Raw genomic sequence first — 22,936 nt, forward strand, 5'->3', positions numbered from 1 at the left:
CTATTCCTGAGAATCCTTCTGGCTAGCCGTCCGTCTATGTTCGGCCCAGAGATCTAACAACATCGATGATTGAACCCCGAGAAATCCTCCCATCGCAGCGCCAGCGCCCGCACCGAAGGAGATTTTGTCCGTCCCGGCCACAACCCAGGCCAGCCCGCCCCCTGCCATCGTACCAAGTAAAATGCTCAGTAAAAATCGTCGACCGCCGAATATTCCAATCACGGTCCCCATCGCTACACCGACGGCAACCGCGACCGCGATCAATTGATCGCCCATCAAGATGCCGATCAACGCGCCAACCGTTCCCATTACCACGGCGCCCAGCAGGATATCGATGAGCTTACGAGGCGAGGCCAGGGCTGAAGAAGGTGGTGTCATCGGTGCGCTCAACACATCACTGAGCCGAGACCGCAATCGGACCAAAATCGACGTCAACGCCTGGACTCGCGAAAAGAGAAATGCCCCAGGCTTTTTCCGCCGGCTCATGCTTGTGGATACGTTTAAAATCCTCGTACACATTCACGCGCTCTTCAACCCATTCGGTTGCGGTGACGCCGCTCTGAACCACGATCTCAGAGCCGCTGAACATCCCGCCCTCAGTCACGGTTCCTTCGGGTTTCGTGCCGCTCCAGATATATTTCGTGAACACCGGAATGAATACGAGATCGGTATCCAACGCGACATAAATCACGGCAATCGGATCTGTCCCGGTCGGCGCTTTGTGTAGACGCCAACGCCATGTCAGAACAGGATTTTTTTTCGGATCCCATTCGATCTTCTTTTTCTTAATTCGCTGATCGGCATTCCGCACCGCGAGAAACCCGCGGTCCTGCTCGGCCTGCACCTTATAGGCTTCGCGCGCCCTCGCTTCATTGCGACCATTTTCATTTTGCCAATTCACTGGAAATCCGTCGGTCTGTTTGGCATTAAAATCCTCGAGCACCATATGGCCCTCAGCGGCCATCACCCGCGCCGTTATACCACCGCAGAGTACGGCAGTGATTCCAATGCCGATGAACGCCCATGTTGCCACAATCTGTTTCCCCACATTCACGACGGCTGAACCTCCTCTGAAGATGAACCAAGTAATGCTCGATCGACCGCGGCACGCTCCATCAACGGAACACGTCGCTCGCCTCGGCTGCTGAGCCAGAATAGAAAAAGAGCGGTCAACCAGAAGACGACCATATTGAGCGTCACCATTTTAGCGGCAAAGCCTAGTGACGGCGTAAACGCCCATGGTGAGACGTCCGGCATGATGTCGCTCACATGCCAGGACAATCGACCGGATGACCGGATATACCCCATGAGCCCCATGACCCACGTGAACGCCGCGGCAAGTCCGAACAGAGTGACCATGCCGCGAACTGAAATCTTTCCCCATTGAATCGGCCCATGCACCAACGCCCCGCGCATCATCCGCCGATTGAGAAGCAAGCCCACGAGCAGCAGGGTGAACGTCGTGGCGGCTTGTGGCGACGACAATCCGACCCGCACGCTGGCCGGCAGATAAAAACCATACACCGAGAGCCAGACGATATTGAGGATGCCCACGCCAAATACGGTTCCGAGAACGACGTTCCCCGTTCGCGTCCATGACACCGTCATCGTGCGGTTCGCTCGCCGGTAGAAGATGTAACTCAGCGTGGTCAGACAAATCATTACGTTGATGGCGCCATTCTTGGCCGACATCACGCCGTAATTGCCGATCACAGGATGCTGAGCACCACCCATGGCGCGGACTTCGCTGGCCGACATCAACATCGTATGAGGAGTAAACCATACTACTAGGCACGCAAACAGCGCATAGACCAAGTACTTGAGATAGACTTGATACCGCTCTCCCCCCTGCAACCGTCCCATGCTTTGCCAGAGATAGTAATTAATGCCCAGAAACAGGATGCCGACGAGCAAGGCCTGCACGACGAACAGCCAGGTCAATAGACCGCCCATCATCGTAACACCCATACTTTGGCTAAACGAATAGACCGATCTCATCAGCCAATACCCCGCGATGGGCATCGGCAACAGCGCACACACGGTCACGAACAGGAATACATAGCCGACCCAGTCGAAATAAGCGCGTTCTTCATGGGATTTGCTGGTCAGGAAGCGATAAGCTGAATAGGCGATCACGACCGCTCCACCGGACATGATATCTGCCAGGAATCGATGTACGTTGAGCGGATTCCACAGCGCCGAATGCAGAAGATGCCAGACGTTGCCGAGATAGTGCCCCTTCTCATCGACACCCGCCGGAGACATCATGAACGCAATCCAGGCATTGGCCAGAAACAAGAGCGCGGTTCCCATGGCATTGGCCAGCACCCCAAGGGTGGCATGTACCCATTTGCCGGTACCGTCACAAAGGCGATCCCAACTATAGTAATAGACGATGAGTAAGATCGATTCCGCCATGAAGACAAAGGCATAGATGGGCATCATGGACTTGAACGTCCCGCCCATGTAGCTCATGAAACTCGGATAGAGCGCAATGAATAGGGTCAGCATGATGCTGCCGACAACAGCGGTCAGGGAAAGGGCAAGTAAGGCAACCTTCAAAAAGTGCCGTGCCATTTGGTCATAGCGCAAGGCCGTCGATCGGTCGCGAACCATGAGACCGGCAAACTCCATAATGACGCAAAACATCGGCAGTGCCAGCACAAAACCACCGAAATAGGTATGTTGCTGCGTGACAAACCAGACTAAGAGGCGACTATCAAATGAGCCATACCGGGGATAGACGATTGCCTCCGAGGTGGGAGCCGGAGGCCCCATGGGAACCCCGTCAGTCTTGTAGTAGACATCCTTTGAGCTGAGGAGATCCTCTGCCGCCGCCATGTTCGCTGTAATGAGAAGGAGCAGGACGAACACCAGTCCAGCGAATCGAATAGTTGTTGATAGCTTCGCCATCGTTCCTTAGCCTTGCTGCCGGGATTCACCGAGAATCGGCTCAGACAACGTCAGGGCCGTCTCTGGAGAATGCGGCGTCTTTTTCGACAATAACCCCATTACGAATGGACACCGTAAGAGGGACGGTGGGACAACCTGATGGATCCGGTCTTCCTGGTAGCGACGGCCACCGAGAAAGTAGCTGTAGACCGACATCAACACGGCGACCAAGCCTGCCGTAAGGCCCTGCAACCATACGGTCTCCGTCTCCCAACGCAACACGAAGGTCACGATCCCGGATATGACCAGATAATACGTCGCCGCGAAGGCCAGACCTGGCCACCACCAAAATCGGAATAACTCCGCCCACCCCACCACCGACAAACGGGCTTGCCACCCGCCTGGGCGCTGTTCTCCGGCCATGTACGCCAGAATAGTCACTGTACCGGCCACGAGCGTGACAATTGCGAATTGAACGACCTCGATCTGGCCCATGGGAACGCGCGTCGCAGCCACCGCCACAGTGACGCAGGTCACGGCACCCAACACTGCCCACCGAAGAACCTGATAGGGCTGCTCTCGAAGATAGCGGCGGAAGATTTCTCCATCAGGAAACGTCAGAATCGGCTTTCCATCCTGTTGCAGCCGTCGGACATAGCCGATCTCAAAGGCATCGCGTGCCACTGACGTACACGCAATAATGATGGCCATCATCGCAGGGCCGTCGGGATGATGAAGAAAATCATAGTGCGCCAGAATTTTGAGGAGGGCCAGAACCAACAGGGACAGTTGCACGCCGTAGGTGAAACCGATCCAGCCGACAAGCCACACGAATCGTCCGATGCCATCTTCGCGCCACACTGATGCAAGCGAACGAGCTCGGCCGACCCGATATGCCCAGACAGCTGTGACGGCCGAGACAAGACCGCTCATGGCAAGGAGGACCAGCGGATCGGAAAGCGGCACGAGCCACTTCGCCGCTCGGTAGACGACAAAGGCAACGAGCCCCGGCGCCATCATCACCCAACGCTTTCGCTTTCGAACCGGCTCCTCCGTCACGGCAACCGTCAGACTCGGGAGCAAGCGTAATGCAAGACGATGCAGCATCTTAATCAGTGGTGAGTGCTGGTCAAAAGGATAAAACGTAGAGCGGGCATTCCATTACTCACGATTGACTTCCTTTGAACATGCCGAAATACCGCCCCTTGACCTCTTCCATGAGAGCTATGGTGACCTTCGACTGCCCTTTGTCCAGAGCGGTTCGCTCAAGTTCCTGCCGCGCCATCGTGCGCACCGGCGCAGGCACCTTTTCGAGTCGCTGTTCAGCCTCACTGTCCCAGGCGATCTCCGCGCCATTTCGAGCCTGGCCAAGCAGCGTCAACGTCATCACTCTCTGCTGCCGACGTCGGGCAAATGTCTCGGCATCCGGCTTCACCAGGCATTGAACATAGGGAGGCAGACGGTCTAATGCATGACGAGCGTCATCGCTCCACATGAATCGATCGACCAGCTTGACGGCTTCGTCCGGTTTTCCAACCGCACCAATATGCATGGCGCAGCGCCGGCATTCCAATCGGACCATCCACTCGGACGCTCCGCCCTCGTTCCAATGCTCATCAACACCTTCCGTATGCATCCAATTGCCGCACCCACACACCAGCATTGGAATACTCCCACCAGGATGTTCAAAAAAGGTCAACCAACAAGGCCGCAGCTGCAGCAAGCACCGCAGGACTCAGCCCTGCGCCGGCGAAGGCCGGCTCTTTCCCAAGGGCACGTTGAGGATGTTTGCAAACCAAGAACGTACCTTGGGAGAGGCACCTCTCGGGGTGGCAGGGATAGGGCGGGCGCAGTAGTGCCGTTTTCAACATCCTGTTCAACCGATCTTTCCCGGATAGAGAATGTACAGCATGATATACGTTGCGCTGCCCGTGACAAACAGCACGCAGTACACGATCATCGTAAACGTCCCGAGCGCGCGGTGACGTTTCCCCCCATCAGGCCAAATGCGTTGGATGCCCATTTCAAGTAGGTAGACAAAGGCCACGATCACGAGGAGCGAGACCCACACGACCAACTTGCCCATCCCGAAACGATCGAACGCAACAAGAGAGAGGAGATATACGGCAATCAGGCCTGCCAGCACCCCGAGAACTGTCAGTGCCTTACCCCAGCTGGTCTGTAACACTTTGGTTCTCAGAATACGCTTTCCACCCTCGATCGCCTGAGCACGAAATCCCAGTACGATCATATAGACCGCCATGATGAGCCCGATCACCACCAAGGTGATATGAACGATCAGGAGGGGAACAAAGACGTTTCTGTACAGCGCTTCCGAGCCGCCAAATCCTTCTTTGCCCTCAAATGCCAACACACCCAAACTCCGAAACAGGTAGTAGCTGGTGAAGAATGCCAACATCGCAATCATGCCACCGAACATGAGCCAGTGATGCGCCGTTCCCCGATGTTGCTTGGCCTGAACCCAGCCAAAAATAAATAAGCCTGTAAAAAGGGCGGCCATGAGCTGACTGACATCCGCCCCCATCGTTGCGTGTGTGCCGACGAATCCCGGCTGTCTCAACCACTCATACATCTGTGCTGACCCTATTCATGCTTGAACCCTTGCACCACGGCGGTGCGTTCAACCTCGGAGACCGATTGAAATCCTGCCTTCGTCATCCAATCGAGGGCTTCGGAAACTTTAAAACAGCGGCCCTGTTCCGTGTTCACGAGAATGTGCACCGCGAAGGCCGTGGCCCATGCCGGACTGGTACCTGATTCGTCGAGAAACCGATCCTTGATAATCAGACGGCCACCAGGCCGTAGATGAAGAAAGGCTTGCTTCACCAAATGGGTGTTCGCTTCGAGCCCTTGATAGTGAAGAATGTCCGACATCAATATGGCCTCGTATGGACCTCCCCATTCATCGCGATTGAAATTCCCTGGTCTCAGACCAATACGGGACTCAAGTCCCGCTTCCCTGACTCGCCTCTCGGCCACTTTCAGCGTGTCAGGAAGATCAAAGACCGTGGCGTTGAGGGCCGGATACGCCTGGCAGAAGGCAATGGCGTTCGTGGCCGCTCCACCCCCTAAATCGAGCAAGGTGGTCAAGCTATCTAGTTTGAGTCGCCTGGCTAACTCGGGTCCGCTATGTTGTCCGATCCGATCGAGAACCGAAAGGACGTTGACGCCGAGCCCTGGATTGGTTTCGAAGAGATGGCGAGCGACCGGGGCTCGTCCTGTCCGGATCGTCTCTTCCAAGCGCCCCCAGTTGTCCCACTCGGCATCTTGGAGCACCAATAAATGTCCCACATACTGAGTGGCCGTTTTCACCAGATAAGTTTGGGCGACTGGGGTATTGGCAAATCGGTCCCCCTGTTTCATCAATACACGCATGGCGACCAAGGCATTCATCAAGAGTTGAAGTCGCTCGGCATCTGCCTGGATGCGATGCGCGATCTCTCCCGCGCTCAACTCCTTCCCGTCCAGCATGGTAAATAATTCGAGTTTGACTCCCGTCAGGAGAATCTTCGTTTCCCAGTAATACCCAAGCTGAAAGATTTCAGCGAGTGAAAGGTCTCGTGACACACTGCCCTCATACATCAATGACTTGGCATCGAAATTTTGCATCTTACTCAGTTCGCTCGTGGAAACGCAAGACGACACGGAGAGAGGCATCTAACGCAACCGCGCGCTCAAAATGGTCATCCGCAAGGTCACAGACGAGACGAACCCGAAGACGTACCAGCAATTTCACCCGTCCCCCCTTGAGCCTGCCAAGATAGACTCTTTGTCGTCGGACTCGCTCCTCCCGTACGATACGTTGAGGTTCGGGATGAGTCGAGAACGATGCCCAGGCAGGGACGCGTCTTGGCGCGCCTGGGTGGACGAGGAAGTGTGTCCTTTTTCGGCACGCTCAAAAAGAAAAGGGCGGCGGTCCGTGAGGACCACCGCCCTTTGGCCACGAAGAAGCTGGTGTCTCGTTACTTCTTCACTTCAAACTTCGCCTGAACCGTTCCGCCCTCGGGCACATCGACTTCAGCCTCCACCTTTCCTGCGAATGGATGCCAGGCGAGGATCTTGTGCTTGCCGGCTGGAACATCCTTAATCTCGAACGTGCCGTCTTCCTTCGCAACGGCATTGTACGGATTCCACACCGGCAGGTAGAAGCCCTGCATGAACTCGTGCTGGTCACACTGCAAGCGGTAGGTCGAGCCGGTCTTCTCCTGTCCGCCCTTGAACTTCACCGGCTTCTCCAACTTCGAGCCCTTCTCCGCCAGACCGATATTGAAGTCGGTTGATGAGCTCGCTCCCTTCACGAAGAAGCTGTGCGGATTGTGCAGCACACCCTTGACCGACTTGGGATCGTCCGGGTCGGCATCATGATTCTCGACGCGGAATGATTTCTGAGCTACGACCACGCCGGTGAACGGGAGGAACTCGCAGAATTCAGCGATGACATCGGTACCCTTGTAGCCATCCACAAACGCCTTGTCTTCAATGTCCTGCACGGCAACAACGGCATTCTTCAATCCGCCGTCCTTGCCAACTTCAATCGTCTTGAGGAAGCGCTTATCGCCATCCATCAATTGCTTGTTTGGATTCTTGGGGCAAAACTTTGGATTCGGGAACTTCGAGAAGAGGAACTCTTTCTGCTCCGGCTTGCCGCTATAGGTGACCTTGCCGGTGACGGTTCCTCCTGCGAAGGAGGAGAGAGGCATCATTAAGAATGCCCCCATGATAGCTCCTGATATGACTCCTACACTCTTCTTCATGAGACTGCCTCCTTGTGATAGAAACGCTACGTTAGTATATCGCAAACACACCCCGGTAAGGGGCGTACAGGTTCGATCCGCAACTCACTGGCACCCATTGGTTCGACCGCACTGGAGGGCCGTCCGAGCGGGTTTAGAAGTACAAAGGCATTTTGTATACTCCTATTCCGTCAAACGTGTCAAGCACGGTCCATTACTTAACCACATTCTTTTTGTCAGCTGAATCTTTTTGCACATGTGAAAGAATTCGACCCAAGGCTCCACCTGCCGTCGCCCGCACCGCCTCGTCCTGATCGCGAAGCACTCGTTTCAAAACAGAGATTTCAGCTATGCCACCGGATTGCCCTAGCGCTCGAACGGCTGCGATGCGCGGACGAGGCAAGGGGTCTTCCAAAAACGACTCTAATGCAAGAATTGCTTCACGAGTCTTTCCCTTGGACAAAGCTCTGGCGATCGCCGATCGCACCCCAGGATCGACATTTTGCGCTAGTTCATGCACCGTCGCAGAGACTTCTTCGTACGGCACGCCAAGATGTAACAGGGAGGACACCGCTGCGGCTCGCAAGGGAAGATTCACATCGTGCAGAGCCTCCCGAATGGCATTGACTGAATCAGTCGCTCCCAACTCCCCAAGGCTCACGATTGCGGCGGCCCGCACCGCGGGCAGCCGGTCGCGGATCGCCTCCAGCAAAAAAGGAACGGCCTCCATCGCGTTGAGATCACCCATCGCTGCAGCGGCAGCGCCACGCACGGACGGTTGCGTATCCGTCAAGGCCTCCTTCAAAATTGGCAGACCCCGGCGATCTTTTATCTCCCCTAACATCCGAAGGGCCGTGGCTCGCTCCTCGGGATTAGGAACGGTGGTTGATTGACGGACGCGATCCCAGCCTTCGCCATGCTTTAATTTCGCCAACACACCGGCGGCCGTGATCCGAACAACAGCCTGCTCGTCGTTCAAAGCGCGTTCGATCTTACCGAGCGCAGCGGAATCACCGGAGCGGCCGACCACCTTGACCGCTGCCGCCCGAACCATGCCGGCCTGATCCTCCAACGCCTTGTTCAACGTGGCGGATCGTCGCCCCGCTGGCAATCGTCCCAACCCTTCCACGGCCAAAGCCCTGATCAATCCCGACCCATCGCTAATGCCATCTTCAAAATACGGTATGCTGTCGTCCGAATCCAGTTCCTTTAAGGCCGTATACGCGGCTCCGCGCATCTGCTCCCGCATATCCTTGAGCATGGGCGCGATGAAGGCAATCGCCACGTCGCGCAACAGCGGTCGATCATCCTGTTTCAGCTGGTCGTACAAGTATTCGTATTCGCTCAACGCATCGGCAGGACGCGCCAGGCGAATCAGGCTTTTGATCTTGAGGCGACGAGCGTCGGTCGCGACGATGGGTTCTTTCAACAGGGGCTCAACGGCCGTCAGCGTTTGATCATACTGCTTCTGATCAAAGGCGTGACGCGCTTCCCGCAACTGGCGTTCAAATGAAGACGCCGCAAAGGCAATGCCCGGACTCTCCATACATGAGAGGAACACGACAAGGACGGCACCGATGAGCCGCCTGCTGCCCGAGGAGAACAAGAGAGAATCAAGCAACCCCTGCTTAGACTTCGATAGGTTTATCACGATATGGTTAATGGTCAGCGCTGACGTTCGACAAAGGGATCGATATTGACCGGCCGACCCAAGGCTTCGGGGCCGAAGCGTGCCGGCTCCATCACCTCGTACGCCGTTCGGCGTCCGATCGGGGCAGGGAGAGAGAGATTCACCCGGCTAAGCGCGTTCGCATCCACCGTGACGGTGCGTTCCTCGAGCGTTCCGATAGAAGGATGCCACGCAATCAAACGATAGGTGCCTGGCGGAACATGCTCGATGGCATACGCGCCGCTCTTATCGGTGATCTCGTAATACGGGTTGGTCACCGCCACGGCCCAGCTCTCCATATAGGCATGAAACCCACATTGCATGACAAAAAAACGTCGACCCTTGCTAAGCTGGATTTTTTCAAGCATGGACCGTCCCGGCTGGTGTCCATGGTCCGCGTGCACGTTTCCCCGCTGATGGTGGGCATTCATCGGTAACGGCGAATTAAACAGCACTCGGGTCCCCAACTGCCGCGAGGTCTCGTACGCCTGGACATCATGCATCACCGGGTCCATGTTGACGACTTCGACGGCGTGCCGGTCCCGCACAACGGTGACGAAGGGCGCAAACTGGCAATCCTTGGCTTCTACGCGCGGTACTGAGAGATCAAACGCTTTTCCCGCGTCGATGTCTTCGAGAAACACCACGACGTCTTTGAGGCCATAGAGCCCGCTTTCTTCGTCGACTCGGAAGTCATGAAGCAATCGCCATCCATGCCCGTTTGAGATGCGTCCACAATATTCCGGGTCTGGAAAGGTCACAAGGTTAAACGCCTTCGGCGTCGGAATTGCGCCCTGCAACGTCACCACGCCCGTAATCGTCCCCCCATTTTCCACTTCCACAACATCGTAGGCTTGGATAACGGTACTGAAACATGAGAGCCACACAAAAACCGCAACGCTCATGGCAATGTGCCAACGTAATGATGTGCTCACCCTACCCTCTAATAACAGGCCTATGGAGAGCTGTTTCCAGCTCCGGTGCCGCCCATTTGATGGGGCCAGCGGTCTAAACCTCATATCAATGCACGATGTTCAAAAAGTCCACAGTGCGGCCGCAGCGAAGCGCCGAGGCGTACTATTCATCCCCTCTGCCCCGCGCTTGCCAAGACAGGCTCTTTACCCACGTGCGTAGTACGTTGAGGCGAGCGAGAACAGAGCCCGGGAAAGGGCGCGTCTTGGTGCTTTTGGGGTAGGGCGAGTGTAATATGGCGTTTTTTAACATCGTGCTCGTTCTTACGGCGTTTGTTGTTTCAACGTGGGCAAAATCGCCAAGGGCTTGCCTAACGACTCAATTCCGTAGTGCGGATTCTCTACCATCTCATGGGCACTTCGACGGCCGGTCGGGGATCTGAACTCAAAATCTGCCGTCACGGATTCTTTGGCCTGCACCGAGACTTTCTGCTCCAGCATGGGGCCGGTTTCCGGATGCCAGGCTACGAGAACATATTCTCCCGGGGGAACATCCCCAATTCTGAAGGCCCCATCCTGATCGGTAATTGCATGATAGGGATTCTCCACTGCAATGCCCCAGCTCAGCATGTAGGCGTGAAAGCCACACTGCATGACGAAAATACGGCGCCCTTTGGTCAGATGGACAGGCTCCGTCATCGGTTCGCCCGCCAAGTGTTCATGGGAATGCGCGCCCACCTCACGTTTATGGTGTGGATTCATGGGGAGAGGCGTATTAAACAGCACGCGGGGCCCCAACTGCGAGGTCTCATAGGCCTGAATGTCATGCATCACCGGATCCATGTTGACCACTACGACATCCTCGTGGTTCTTGACGGTAGTCACGAAGGGTAGGAATCGACAGTCTTTTGCTTCAATCGTTGGCGGCCTAAAGCTGAAAGGTTTTCCCTTGGGAACTTCAGCCAGCCAGACGACCACATCTTTCAGACCTCCGTCAGGAGACGTGTTGAATTCCTCCAGCAACCGCCAACCCGTTCCGGTTGAAATTCGACCGCAGTAGACCGGATCCGGGAATGTGACCAAATTAAAGGCCTTCGGAGTCGGCTTCCCGCCAAGCATCGATACTTTCCCAGTGATGGCGCCTCCATTAGTCACCTCGATTTCCTCATACGACCATGCAGGGACCGCCCCTAACATGATCGCGATACTGGCAACGGTTATGAACAGTCGCATTGATTCCTCCGACAGAGATAGCGTGAGTAGGTTTTGCATATCTTACCGGCCCGAGAGCCCAAAAAAAAGGGGGAGCCGCGTGGCTCCCCCTTCGACCGCAATGACAGTCGTCTTACTTGGAGGCCACCGGTATGCCTCTCACCTCCGATGGTTCCCCGGCGTCAGCCTTCTTTGCCCCAGCAACTGCACCGCTTAGCGGCAGCAACCGCTGATCGCCTGCAGGCAGGACGCGCAGATAGCCCCACTGACCGGACTGTGAGTATGGCAACCGCTGGTTGCTCCAGACGTAGTCGCCGGCCAACCGATACACACCACCTGCCGATGGGATAAAGGCATCGATCGTTTCCGAGCCGGAGAACTCGACCACGCTGATTTGGTCGGCTCCCCGCATAAACGGCTCGATAGGCCACTCATGTTTCTCGACGCTGAACATCTGATTCTGCTCATTGTTCGCGCCGAACACATGGATCCGAACCGGGTCACCCGCGTGTACTTCAATAATCGGCGTCACAGGATCCTCCGGCTTATCCGCCGTGCACGGTTGGAACATTTTACCCAGCGAACACCCGACTTCTTCACGATACTTGTACGGCTCGGACCGATAATTGACCCCGGTTAATCCGGCCACGTTCTGTACGTACGGCATGAAGCTGGTGCCGATGATATTGTCTTCGTCCTGGAAGAAGAGTGCAGCATCACGATAGTTCGACCGCATCTCGTTCCCCGCTACGGACCGATCAATAATCACATCAGCGACCCAGCTATTCTTATTCGAGATATCGGCACCGGTCTTGGGATCCCGATACTTCGATCCCTTTGGTCCGATCACGATCGCGCCGAAGAGACCGTTACGAGGATTCACCATAACGTTGCCCCAATCCCACACCAACGAAGCGTTTTCCCCAAGGAACGGGTCCGCATAGTAGGTGTAGGTACGGCTTCCTCCTGGAGCCACCGTCTGCTCGCCGCCGTTCTTCCCGACATTGGCGCCTAACGAATCCTTGGGGTCGAAGGCCAGACCAATGGCTGAGAAGGAGGCTTTGCTTTCCTTCATTTTGTTCTTCAAATTAACTTTGATGCAGTCGCCGACGTTCGCGCGAAGCGTCAACGGCATCGGATGCATCCCCTCCGCCACCTTGGCCACATCTTCCTCCAAGGCATAGATCTTGGCATTGGGATTCGAAATTTGGATCGTCCGCTCAAAGTCGACTTCAATTGTTTCGGGCGCTTTTGGATTGAACTTCATTGACGGGAAGTCCTGCGCCACGACGTTGAAGGTCTTCACAGGCGCCCCTTCCGGACAAATCGGCTGCGCCTTTGGCAATTCATTACGCGCCGAATACCCGGCCGGCAGCTTTTGCAAGTCTGGCTGTTCCTTGTCGTACACCCGAACGATCCCCCAGCCGCCTTCCGAGAACTTGGAAGACCGCCCGTTGAAATGGATGTAGTCACCGGGCTGTAGCCGTGGCCCGCCCGCTTGAGGAACGACCAAGTCATACCGTTCGGCGATACCGATATGAATCGAGTTCTTTCGGTTCGCATCGCCCGCATAGCGCTCGGTCAAGAAGGTATGACCGGACAGGGTCCACGTCATCGTTTCATTCATGAGCGTATGCAGCAGTCGGAATACCATTGTGTCACCGAGGTAGGCCCGCAACAGCGGCGTATCGGGATCACCATGGATCTCGCTATTAAAGATTTGCGATGCATCCGGATTGCTGGCCAACCGCTGGGCAATCGGCTCAGCGCGGAAATTCAACCCGCTTCCCGTTGTGTGCGTCCCCCCGTTTAGGAACGGCATCGGGGACATATACAACTTCTCCGGCATCATGAACGAGACGGTTTTGCCGGCCTCCAAGGCGACCTCGACAGGCTGACCGGGCGGATTGCCGGCCGTCACGATGTTGACGGTATGGGGCACGGTATCATGCACCTGCACCATCAACTCGCGGAAACTGCCGTTCACGCCATAGCCCACCGGCTCGGAGGTTCGGATGTCGGCGATGGGGCCGCTTCGGATCTCTTTTCCCGACTTTGGATCATGATACGTGGATCCAACCGGCTCGACGATGAGTGTGCCGAACCCGCCATGCGGCCATGTGGTGGCCCCAAACGCATGGTCATGCCAGAACACGGTCCCGACATCGGCATCAGCCCAGAGCCGTTGCCGTACGAATTCCACCGTGACGATGTCATTTTTCGGATGATCGAACCGCAAGGGCTTCACGAGCGTGATGGTATTGCCCTTGATCTCTTTTATCCGCTGAATCTCGTTTCCCTTCACATTATCCGCACCGATCAGTAATTCGGTATTCGGATGGTACTGGGCTGCGTTCTTGACTTGAAGTGTCCGCGAACCTTTCTTCGCCTCCCCAGTGACAACCGTGTTCATCGGTGCCGGAAGACCCTTCTTGGTCTTCTTCTCCAACATCGTGAACGGGCGGACCGACTGCTCATAGGAGAAGCCGGTGATCACCCCGTCCGATGCCTGGTTGTCGAACTGCAAGAAATGCGGGTGAATATTGATCTTCGATGACTGGAAATTCGTATAGTCATCGTCGTCCCATTCGCTCGTCAATGTCCAATCGACGCAATCATAAATATTCGCCCGATACACCAGCGGATATTTCAGATCATCGTTAGCCCGAACAGCCGCCTCTTCTTCATGGAGCACGTAGATCAGACCAGTCGGGTCTACGACGGGGGGTTCATTGCCCTGCTTTTTAGACAGGGTAATGGGAAGCTTAATGAAGTGAATATTGTAGTACTTCCGTCCGGCATTTTCCGGACAGAGACTCCAGCGTCCATTTTCACCGGGCTTCGCATTATCAGCCGTCCGCTCGCCGTTCTCATCGACGTGGATGGGTTCCAGCCATGGCGCACCGACGTGACCCGGTGAGAACATGACTCGTTTCCCGAAATGGGGAGTTAAATGCGGCCACGCGACCTTCCCAGTCGTCGGCTCGAATGTGATCGGCCGACGCTGTCCAGGGGTCTTCGACTTGTACTTTGGATTGTCAATGGTGCTTTCCTTTTCGGACATGGCGCGGTTGCCGTTCCAGGTCCAGTCGAGCACCGTCGCATCGTAAGAGACGATTTGCCCCTTTTCATCATCCTTGTGTCCGGGCTTGCCTTGAGTCGGCAACTGCATCTCCACCCAATCCTTAATGTTCACGATCGCAGGATTGGCTTTCCAATTCGTTTTGCCCTTATCGATGATCTGGAACGTCTTCCCGAACCAATCGACCGTCTTGCCGATCAACTGGTCGGACGTCACAGGACCCTTGATCCGGCCCTGCCGGTCTGGCAACTCGCGCAGGTCAGGCATGACATCGTTGCGCATATCCCCCTGCTGGAGAGTGTTGTAGACGCGCCAGTAGCCCCACATGCCGGCCACATAGTGATGCGCGACGTGGCAATGGAACAAAAAGTCGCCGGCTAACTGCTGGCACAGACCTGAACCGCACTCCGTCTCGAGATCCAGCGCTTCCGACGGTCCGATCACTTCGACGTCAACACGATCAGTCTTCGCACGAATCACCGGATATTTGACCGGGCCATTCTTTGCCGCATGCCACATCGGCATTTCATCGATCGCCCGCGGGCTTCGCGGCCAGCGGATCGTCCCGCCATGCGGATGATGCGAGTGGAAGACTTCCGATCCGCCGTGCACCAGGCGGAACTTCGCCGGATCGCCCATATAGGAACGAGGAATCGTCGGGGATGGATCGCCGAAGGTATATGAGCTATACCCCATCGATTCATCCTCGAAGCCGAAGTACTCGTGCTGCACGTGCATATTATTGATGCCGAACGGCTCACTGCGATAGTTAATCGCGCGGCCGCCCGGTCGATACGCGTCCGTCAGCGGATCGCGCTGCGGGAGGAATTCGCCCTTCTTATTGACCGGGCGGAATGCTTCATCACCGACCTCGTGATACATCAACACAAACTCACGAAAGTCGGGACCGGTTCCATTCTTAATGATGGTCTGCCAGCCACTGCGCTGCACCGTGGCGTCGCCAGTCCCGAGCGGTTCGTAATATTCGGATCCTTTCGGCTCGACGACAAAAGTGCCGAACAATCCCATGACGGTCAGCTCACGATCATTGCTGTAGCTATGGAATTGACGAGCGCCTTCCTGCGTCGTTGGGTGGATGTACCACTCCAACTCAGAGCTTTTATCCTTCGCCACGATGGAGTCGGAATTGGTCGTCGTCGCGGGTTTACCCGTCGAAGTGACAACCATGTTCGAGCCGTGAATGTGCAGGCTCACATCCTCCCCGCCTTCAAGGGCATTTTGAAGCTTGATCTTGATGCAGTCGCCCTGGTTCCCGCGAATCACGAGCGGTTGAATCCACTGCGCTTGCACACCGGGGATCACGGCGCCTGGATCGAATCCTTCTTTCTCGCGCGCGGCCTTGTTCTTTGCCTCTTCTTCCCGGACTTTTTCCAGGTCTTCCGTCAAGGTGTACATGTAGCCGGGATAGAAATCCAACCATTGATTGAGTGTGATTTCGACGTTGATCGCCGACACGTTGTACTGCCGCACGGGAGCATTCGCGGGGCAGCGCCCACCCTGGGACACCGGCTCCGTCCGCGGGTCGGACATTAACAGCATGTCCTGGTTGCCTGCTCCATACTGGTGGAGCATGGACATGGAGTTGTACATCCCCGTGCTGATTTGTTGAGCCTGTGGATCGTTCGCCATCTGATGCATGATGCGCTCATGCTGCTGCTCGACCATCGCTGCGCGATTGGGGTGCCCTTCCATCGCGTCTTCGACGACCGTTTGTCCCTTGAGCTTTTCAGCCCATTCGGGCGTTTGGTGCCCCATTGAGGTATGCTGAGCATGCGGCTCCGGGGACGCGGCAGAAACTGCCAGCGGAGCGCAGAAGAGGGCTCCGCCGGCTATGACGCCGGGGAGCCAATTGCGAACACGACACTTACCGTTGAGGTGAAACATGGACCGGCCTCCTTACCATGGAATGGATGGATGAACGACTGATGAAGTGAACCGCGTACTAACACTGGCAGGTAAAATCTAACCTTCACTTGGGTCTCTTTGAATATCTTAGAACCGAGACATATTTATTTTCTGGCGGATACCAAGCGAAAAGAGGCCTAACGATACTCAAGTGGATTTGCTGTGTCAACCCCTGTGGTTATTGTAGTCAAGCTCTTTAGGCCAAAAACTTTTACCGGATGCAGAACGGACGATGAGCATAAACGGCGCTCGCAAAGTGGCGATCGTAAGACATCAGCTGGTTAGGGCAATGCCTTCCACAACGAGGCTAGACTATGCCGAGAAGTTGACTGATCGATGGAGTGCGATGGGTTTAGTGGGCGTTTGCTTTCTATCTAATGGACACGGACGTCCTGTCACTCCGCTACTTCAGATCTGGCGACCCCTGGTGAGATCGGACGTGAAGGTCGCCGAGGTGGCAATAGATTCAACATGGCGATGGCTATGGCCCCGCCAGTCAGGAACCATGTCACGGCTTGTAGCCCCCGCGTCCCTTCATCCCGAAGATCCTTCGCGACATCGGTGACCGTTTCCAGCAACCGATCGAGCGCCAAGGTGACTTGAATAAGTTTAGGCCCCGCGTTATCGGCTGCATGTAGTTCCGCCGCATGTCGCAACGCCACTCCCATGGCCGGAGTTTCGGCGTTCCAACTTTGGATCAGGAGTGTAATCGTCTTGCTTGCGGACGAAAAGTAGGCATCCAGACTCTGCTGAACCGCCTGTAAATCCTCCGGTTCACTGCGTCCACTTCGCGATACGCGTAAACTTGCGGCCGCGTATCGATCCACCGCATGCTGAATGCGGGCGCGCCGATCGGCCAGAGGCATGGTCAGCTGCTCGAACTCCTTTTTCGTCGAGCATTCTATGGCCTGGAGGATGGTCACACGGTATCTGAGCACCTCTGCTGAGATATGCGCCAAATCCACGGCGGCGAGCGTGTATTCGCGATACATAATTTGAAGATCGGCATCAATTTGGCTGAGGGCATGGGCGCTGATGAATCCAAGCCCTGCAATGAGCGCACTGATCATCACTTCAATCCACGTGAGCCGCCTCAAGGGTGGAATCTTCAATGGTCTATTCAATGGTCTAACTGGGGTGAGACAACATGACGAGATTCAACAAGAGGTTTCATGTGCCTACAACGACCGCGTATCGCCGCATCCCCATTGAAGGTGAGCTGCAATAAAAAGAGGCACGGGGCAGAAGCCCACCGGCTCCTGCCCCGTGAGTCGTTACTGGCGCGGGACTACAGCCAGGTCACGCGTTCGGCCGGCCGAATGTAGATCGGCTCTTCGACCTGGATGCGCGCCACTTCCTTGCCCGACTTGTTGAACCCCAGCACGGTATCGTTGTACATCTCAAACCGCTTCCCGTGGATCTGGGTCTCAAACACCTTCGGCCCCGGAATGACGTCGTACCGGAAGACGATCTGCTGGCTGGCGCGCCACAGCTGCAGCACCGCCAACAGCTCCCGGCTCGGTACCAGATACTTCTCGATGGCGTTGTCCACGCCCGGCCCGAACATCTGCCGCGCATACCCCCGCGGGCTGTGCCGCGGCGGAATGTAGAAGCCGTTGGGCTCGGTGCCCCACTGTGGATACAAGGGCAGGGCCACCTGCTCCACCCGAATGGTGAAGTACAGGGGATGCCAGCGATCCTCCGCCCACAGGCCGTCTTCGCCGATCCGCACCAGGCTCTGCATGCGGATCTTCCCCACGCAGGCGCTCATGCAGCGCGTTTCCATCGGCTCGCCGCCCGTCAGCGGATCCTTCCCTTCGATCCGGGGATAGCAGGCAATGCACTTCTCGCTCACCCGCGTGGTGCCCCGGTACATCGGCTTCTTAAACGGACACTGCTCCACACACTTCTTGTACCCGCGGCACCGGTTCTGGTCGATCAGCACGATCCCGTCCTCCGGCCGCTTGTAGATGGCCTTGCGGGGACACGCTGCCAGACACCCCGGATACGTGCAGTGGTTACAGATCCGCTGGAGATAGAAGAAGAACGTTTCATGCTCCGGCAGACTGCTGCCCTGCAGCTTCCACGGTTCATCCCGCGAGAAGCCGGTCTTGTCGATGCCTTCGACGAGGGCTCGCATCGACGTGGCCGTATCCTCGTAGATGTTCACGAACCGCCACTCTTGGTCCGTCGGAATGTAGCCGATCGCCGCCTGACCGATCTTGGCCCCGGCGTCGAAAATGGTCATCCCTTCGAACACCCCGTACGGCGCATGGTGTTTGCGGCCCACCCGCACGTTCCACACCTGTCCGCCCGGGTTCACTTGCTCGATCAACTGCGTGATCTTCACGTCGTAGAACTGGGGGTACCCGCCGTAGGGCTTGGTCTCCACGTTGTTCCACCACATGTACTCCTGTCCCTTGGAAAACAGCCACGTGGACTTGTCCGCCATCGAGCAGGTCTGGCAGGCCAGACACCGATTGATGTTAAACACGAAGGCGAACTGCCACTTGGGATGCCGCTCCTCATAGGGATAGAGCATCTTCCGTCCCAGTTGCCAGTTATAGACTTCCGGCATTGTCTTCCTCCTTCACATCCCAGGACTGAGGTGCGGGGACTGAGGACTGTGGTTGATGCTCAGCCCTCCATCCTCCTCACTCATCCTGATTTCTGATTGAATACTCAGGACTCAGCACTCGGCCCTCAACACTGATGGTTATACCTTGATCTTAATGTGTTCCCCTTTGAGCCACTTGATCATGAACTCGTTCTCCTGGCCTGGAGTGAACCCGGTCCGCACCGGCTCCCATGGGCCACGGGCCCCGATGCCGCCGTCTTCCGCCTTCGTGATGCGAATGAGACATTCTTTCGGCACGGTGTTGACCCCGTGGTGATCGATCTGGAAGCCCCACTTGAACTTCCACGCCACCGCGTGCTTGCCCGGCAAGCTGTCGGTCATGTGCATCGGCATCAGCCAGCTCCGCGTAAACGACTGCTGGGCCCCATACCGGAAGTTGGACTGATAGCCGGTATCCACGGCAATCGCGCGTCCGTCCGGCCGCGTCTCGTGCCCTTTGACCGACTTCGCCGTCGCCACGTACGGGGCGTGCTTGGCCATCGTTACGTGGTACGGATACGACGGGTTGTACTTCGCCCGGATCATCAACCGCGCCACCTTGTAGTACGGATCCGAGGGCTTCCAGCCGCGGTACGGCCGGTCCACCGGGTTGCCGTCCACATAGACGTAGTCGCCGTCGTTGATGCCGCGGTCTTTGGCCGCCTGCGGGTTGATGTGCAACTGGTGCTCGCCGACGCCCGGCGTCCGCTTGTCCATCCGGTACGGATCGCCAAAGTTGCTCTCATAAATCTGCACCCAGTCGTTCACCGACCACTGGCTGTGCACCCGATGCCGGGTCTTGGGCGTCACGCAGTAGAACTGGTAGCCCTTCTCCCAGAGCGGATTGCTCTGCCGCCTGATCTCCTGCCACGGCAGCTTCAAGTTCCGCACGTGCTTGTCGTCATGGTGCTGCGCGGTGATCGGAATGCCGTAGTCATCCGGCCGGATGTATGGATTCGTCGAGAAGATCGCGTTGGGCAGGTAGGGTGTCGCCTCAGGCCCTTCGCGATGGACGACGAAGTTTTCGCCGTACTCGATCGCTTCCGGCTCGATCCGGTAGGATTCCAAGCGGCCCGACCGCGTCCACTGCGGCTTGCTCTCGTTCGTCTCCTCCCACAGCGGATGCCGCGGATAGGTCCGGACCATCATCATCCAGCCCTTCTCCGACTTGAGCATCGTGTCTGCGCTGTAACCGTACGTCGTGGTGCTGGCATCGAGCATGCGTTGCGCATACACATCGACGCGATTCTGATAGACAAAATTAAAGTAGTCTCTCAGGCGCCGATCGCCGGTGATCTCCGTTAGCTTCGCCGCGACCCCGGCACACGTATCGAGATCATTGCGCGTGTCGTACAGCGGTCGAATGCCCCCTTTCCAGATCTGAATCCACGGATTCGACACCGTGATGGTCATTTCCGGATAGGTGAATTCCATCCATGAATTGACGGCGAATGCCACGTCCGCATGGTTTACATCCGAGGTCATCTCAATGTCCTGTGTGATGAGCATTTCGATATTCGGATCGACGTTCTTCACCATGTCGTAATGGTGCTTGGCGTTGTTCAGCACGTTGACGTTGGCGACCCATCGAGTCTTGCTGGGCGTCGGCATGTGCGTCTTGCCCGTGAAGACTTTGCGGCCGTACTTCGGCGTGTTCACGATCAACGCGGTGTCGCCATGGTTCCAGAAGCCCACGTCCTCGCCATAGTAGTAGGACTTGGTCTTGACTTCTTTCCCGTGCGCCTTCGCGTCCAAATTGATGTTGAACGGATCTTCCCCGGTATGGACAGCCAAGCCCGCGCCCGACCATGGGGTCGCCGTCCAGGCACCGGCTTTATAGTTGCCGGCCCAGGTGTGGCAGCCCGTCCCGAACTTTCCAATATTCCCAGTCAGCATGAGGACCAGCGCGGCTGCCCGGCCGTTCTCGGTCATATGGAAATAGTGACAGACACCTTCGCCATTGTGGATTGCGGCCGGCTTCACAGTGCCGCTGTCCCGCGCCCATCGAACCAGGAGGTCTTTCGGAGTCCGCGTGATTTGATGCGCCGTATCGAGGTCGTAGTCCTGTAAGTGCACTTGGTACATCTGATAGATCGGCGCGACGTCGACTTCCCGGCCATTGAGCAGCTTCACGCGATACGTCCCGGTGAGGGCCGCATCGATGCCGCTCTGCTGATAGTGCCACCCGACCTGCTCGCGGTGCAGCGGCACCGGCTGGTTCTTCGCCAGGTCCCAGACCATCATGCCGCCGAGCCGTTGCACCTGCTCCGGCTTGAGCGACTGCACCATCCCCGAATAGGACTTCGAGAAGTCCGGGAAGGCATAATCCTTGACCACATCTCGCGGATCCAGATACTGCAACGTATCCGTCCGGACCAGGATGGGCATGTCGGTGTAGCCCTTGATGTAATCGATGTCCTGCATGTTCTCGTCGAGAATGAGTTTACAGGCATTTAAAAAGATGGTCGCATCGGACTGCGGACGCAATGGCATCCAGTAATCCGCGCGGTACGCAGTAGGATTGTATTCGGGCGTAATGACGACCACGCGCGCGCCGCGCTCGATACATTCCAATTTCCAATGCGCTTCCGGCATCTTGTTTTCGACGAAGTTCTTGCCCCAGCTTGTATTCAATTTACTGAAGCGCATGTCGGACAAATCGATGTCGCAGTTCTGCGTACCGTTCCACCATGGCTGCGACGGGTCTTGATCACCATGCCACGTGTAGTTGGTCCAATACCGTCCGCCTTGTGCCTGATCGGGCCCGACTTTTCGAATCCAGGCATCGAGCACAGCCATCGCGCCGTTCATACGCGTGATCGCCATCTTACCGACAATGCCGAGCACCGGCATTCCGGATCGAAATTTCATGCACCGCGTGCCGGCGCCCTTCATCATCTCGATCATCTCCGGTGGATAGCCTTGCTCACGGAGACGCCGAGCGCCGGCTTCACCGCTGTAGCGGGTGGCAATAATCACCATGGCTTTCGCCACATACGTGAAGGCCGTATCCCACGACACACGCAGCATGTCGTCGAGAAATCGTGAATCAAATTTGTATTTGCGCTTTACATCGGGGGTCAGCTCAGGCGAACCGGCATCCATCCACTCTTTCCACCCTCGCCGCATCAACGGCCCCTTGAGCCGATACGGTCCATACACGCGCCGATGGAATGTATACCCCTTCAAACACATCCGCGGATTATGCGCGAACGTGCCGCGATTGCCGTAGAGATCTTCATACGTCTGGTGATCGTAATTCTGCTCCACCCGCATGACCACGCCGTTGCGGACGAAGGCGCGGATCCGGCAACCGTGCGTGTCGTTGGGTGAGCAGCACCACGTAAACGAGGAATCATAGCGATACTGATCATGGTAGACGCGCTCCCACGATCGGTCGGGATAGTCCCCAAGTGGATTACCGACCTCAATGACAGGCTGTAAGGCAGTCAGGGCCAGCGCGTTGTCCGCAATGGCTGCCGCCGCCACCGTGCCGGCTGAGACTTTAAGAAATTGACGACGTGAAAGAAACATTGCCACGACCTCCTTTGAAGAAGACTTGCTCAGGATTACATCGAACCGACTGACTGGTATCCCTCCTTTCCATGTAAAGACAGTCGCACCACCCGTCGACTGAGCAAGAGGAAGGCCACGGAAGAGAGATTGGCTAAAGGAGTCCCAACGATGTTAGAAGCCTTTGATGAAATTCACTAAAAACATGACACTTCCAAAGACCACTGCTTAGTAGAATGAACCAAGAAGAAAGTACATGCATAAGGGAATATGCAAGTATTCCCAAGGCGAGTAAAGGCATGGCGAATTATCAGTAAGTTACACGACTGCATAGATTGTTATGCGGCGGAAAATAAGGCG

General features: G+C 56.4%; 15 protein-coding genes. All 15 read right to left on the bottom strand.

Translation table 11 applies throughout. The features are described from left to right. The 15 genes from ACWHYZ_RS20095 to ACWHYZ_RS20165 all read right to left on the bottom strand — a co-directional run bounded on the left by ACWHYZ_RS20095 (position 1) and on the right by ACWHYZ_RS20165 (position 22,597). A complete protein-coding gene (locus tag ACWHYZ_RS20095) occupies positions 1-378 on the bottom strand; it encodes a hypothetical protein (RefSeq protein ID WP_447984443.1) in 378 nt (125 codons plus the stop codon). Positions 379-394: 16 nt separating this feature from the next. After that, positions 395-1,054, bottom strand: coding sequence for a DUF3047 domain-containing protein (locus tag ACWHYZ_RS20100; protein WP_447984444.1), 660 nt, complete (start codon positions 1,052-1,054; stop codon positions 395-397). Continuing rightward, positions 1,051-2,913, bottom strand: coding sequence for a cytochrome ubiquinol oxidase subunit I (locus tag ACWHYZ_RS20105; protein ID WP_447984445.1), 1,863 nt, complete (start codon positions 2,911-2,913; stop codon positions 1,051-1,053). The genes ACWHYZ_RS20100 and ACWHYZ_RS20105 overlap by 4 nt, the downstream gene beginning before the upstream one ends. A gap of 6 nt (positions 2,914-2,919) precedes the next feature. Continuing rightward, positions 2,920-3,999, bottom strand: a complete 1,080-nt coding sequence (locus ACWHYZ_RS20110) for a hypothetical protein (protein ID WP_447984446.1) — start codon at positions 3,997-3,999, stop codon at positions 2,920-2,922. A gap of 58 nt (positions 4,000-4,057) precedes the next feature. Beyond that, positions 4,058-4,555 carry a PCP reductase family protein gene (locus ACWHYZ_RS20115; protein ID WP_447984447.1) on the bottom strand — a complete coding sequence of 166 codons (498 nt, stop codon included), beginning with the start codon at positions 4,553-4,555 and terminating at the stop codon, positions 4,058-4,060. Positions 4,556-4,768: 213 nt separating this feature from the next. Further along, positions 4,769-5,485: a DUF420 domain-containing protein gene (locus ACWHYZ_RS20120; protein WP_447984448.1), complete on the bottom strand. Its 717-nt coding sequence runs from the start codon at positions 5,483-5,485 to the stop codon at positions 4,769-4,771. A gap of 11 nt (positions 5,486-5,496) precedes the next feature. Continuing rightward, complete coding sequence (locus ACWHYZ_RS20125) at positions 5,497-6,480, bottom strand: methyltransferase (protein ID WP_447984449.1); 984 nt, start codon at positions 6,478-6,480, stop codon at positions 5,497-5,499. 395 nt (positions 6,481-6,875) lie between these two features. Then, entirely contained in the window at positions 6,876-7,667 is a 792-nt protein-coding gene (locus tag ACWHYZ_RS20130) for a carboxypeptidase-like regulatory domain-containing protein (RefSeq protein ID WP_447984450.1), read from the bottom strand. A 193-nt stretch (positions 7,668-7,860) separates the two neighbouring features. Next, a complete protein-coding gene (locus tag ACWHYZ_RS20135) occupies positions 7,861-9,267 on the bottom strand; it encodes a HEAT repeat domain-containing protein (RefSeq protein WP_447984451.1) in 1,407 nt (468 codons plus the stop codon). Between the two features lie 44 nt (positions 9,268-9,311). Continuing rightward, a complete protein-coding gene (locus ACWHYZ_RS20140; protein WP_447984452.1) occupies positions 9,312-10,250 on the bottom strand; it encodes a carboxypeptidase-like regulatory domain-containing protein in 939 nt (312 codons plus the stop codon). A gap of 300 nt (positions 10,251-10,550) precedes the next feature. After that, positions 10,551-11,459 (bottom strand): carboxypeptidase-like regulatory domain-containing protein, encoded by a 909-nt coding sequence (locus tag ACWHYZ_RS20145; RefSeq protein WP_447984453.1) that lies wholly within the window; start codon positions 11,457-11,459, stop codon positions 10,551-10,553. A 112-nt stretch (positions 11,460-11,571) separates the two neighbouring features. Beyond that, complete coding sequence (locus tag ACWHYZ_RS20150; protein ID WP_447984454.1) at positions 11,572-16,425, bottom strand: multicopper oxidase domain-containing protein; 4,854 nt, start codon at positions 16,423-16,425, stop codon at positions 11,572-11,574. Between the two features lie 416 nt (positions 16,426-16,841). After that, complete coding sequence (locus ACWHYZ_RS20155; protein WP_447984455.1) at positions 16,842-17,516, bottom strand: MCP four helix bundle domain-containing protein; 675 nt, start codon at positions 17,514-17,516, stop codon at positions 16,842-16,844. 218 nt (positions 17,517-17,734) lie between these two features. Then, positions 17,735-19,024, bottom strand: a complete 1,290-nt coding sequence (locus tag ACWHYZ_RS20160; RefSeq protein WP_447984456.1) for a 4Fe-4S dicluster domain-containing protein — start codon at positions 19,022-19,024, stop codon at positions 17,735-17,737. 138 nt (positions 19,025-19,162) lie between these two features. Further along, positions 19,163-22,597: a molybdopterin-dependent oxidoreductase gene (locus ACWHYZ_RS20165; RefSeq protein WP_447984457.1), complete on the bottom strand. Its 3,435-nt coding sequence runs from the start codon at positions 22,595-22,597 to the stop codon at positions 19,163-19,165. Positions 22,598-22,936: the final 339 nt, after the last annotated feature.

It is taken from the genome of Nitrospira sp. Nam74, from assembly GCF_965152615.1.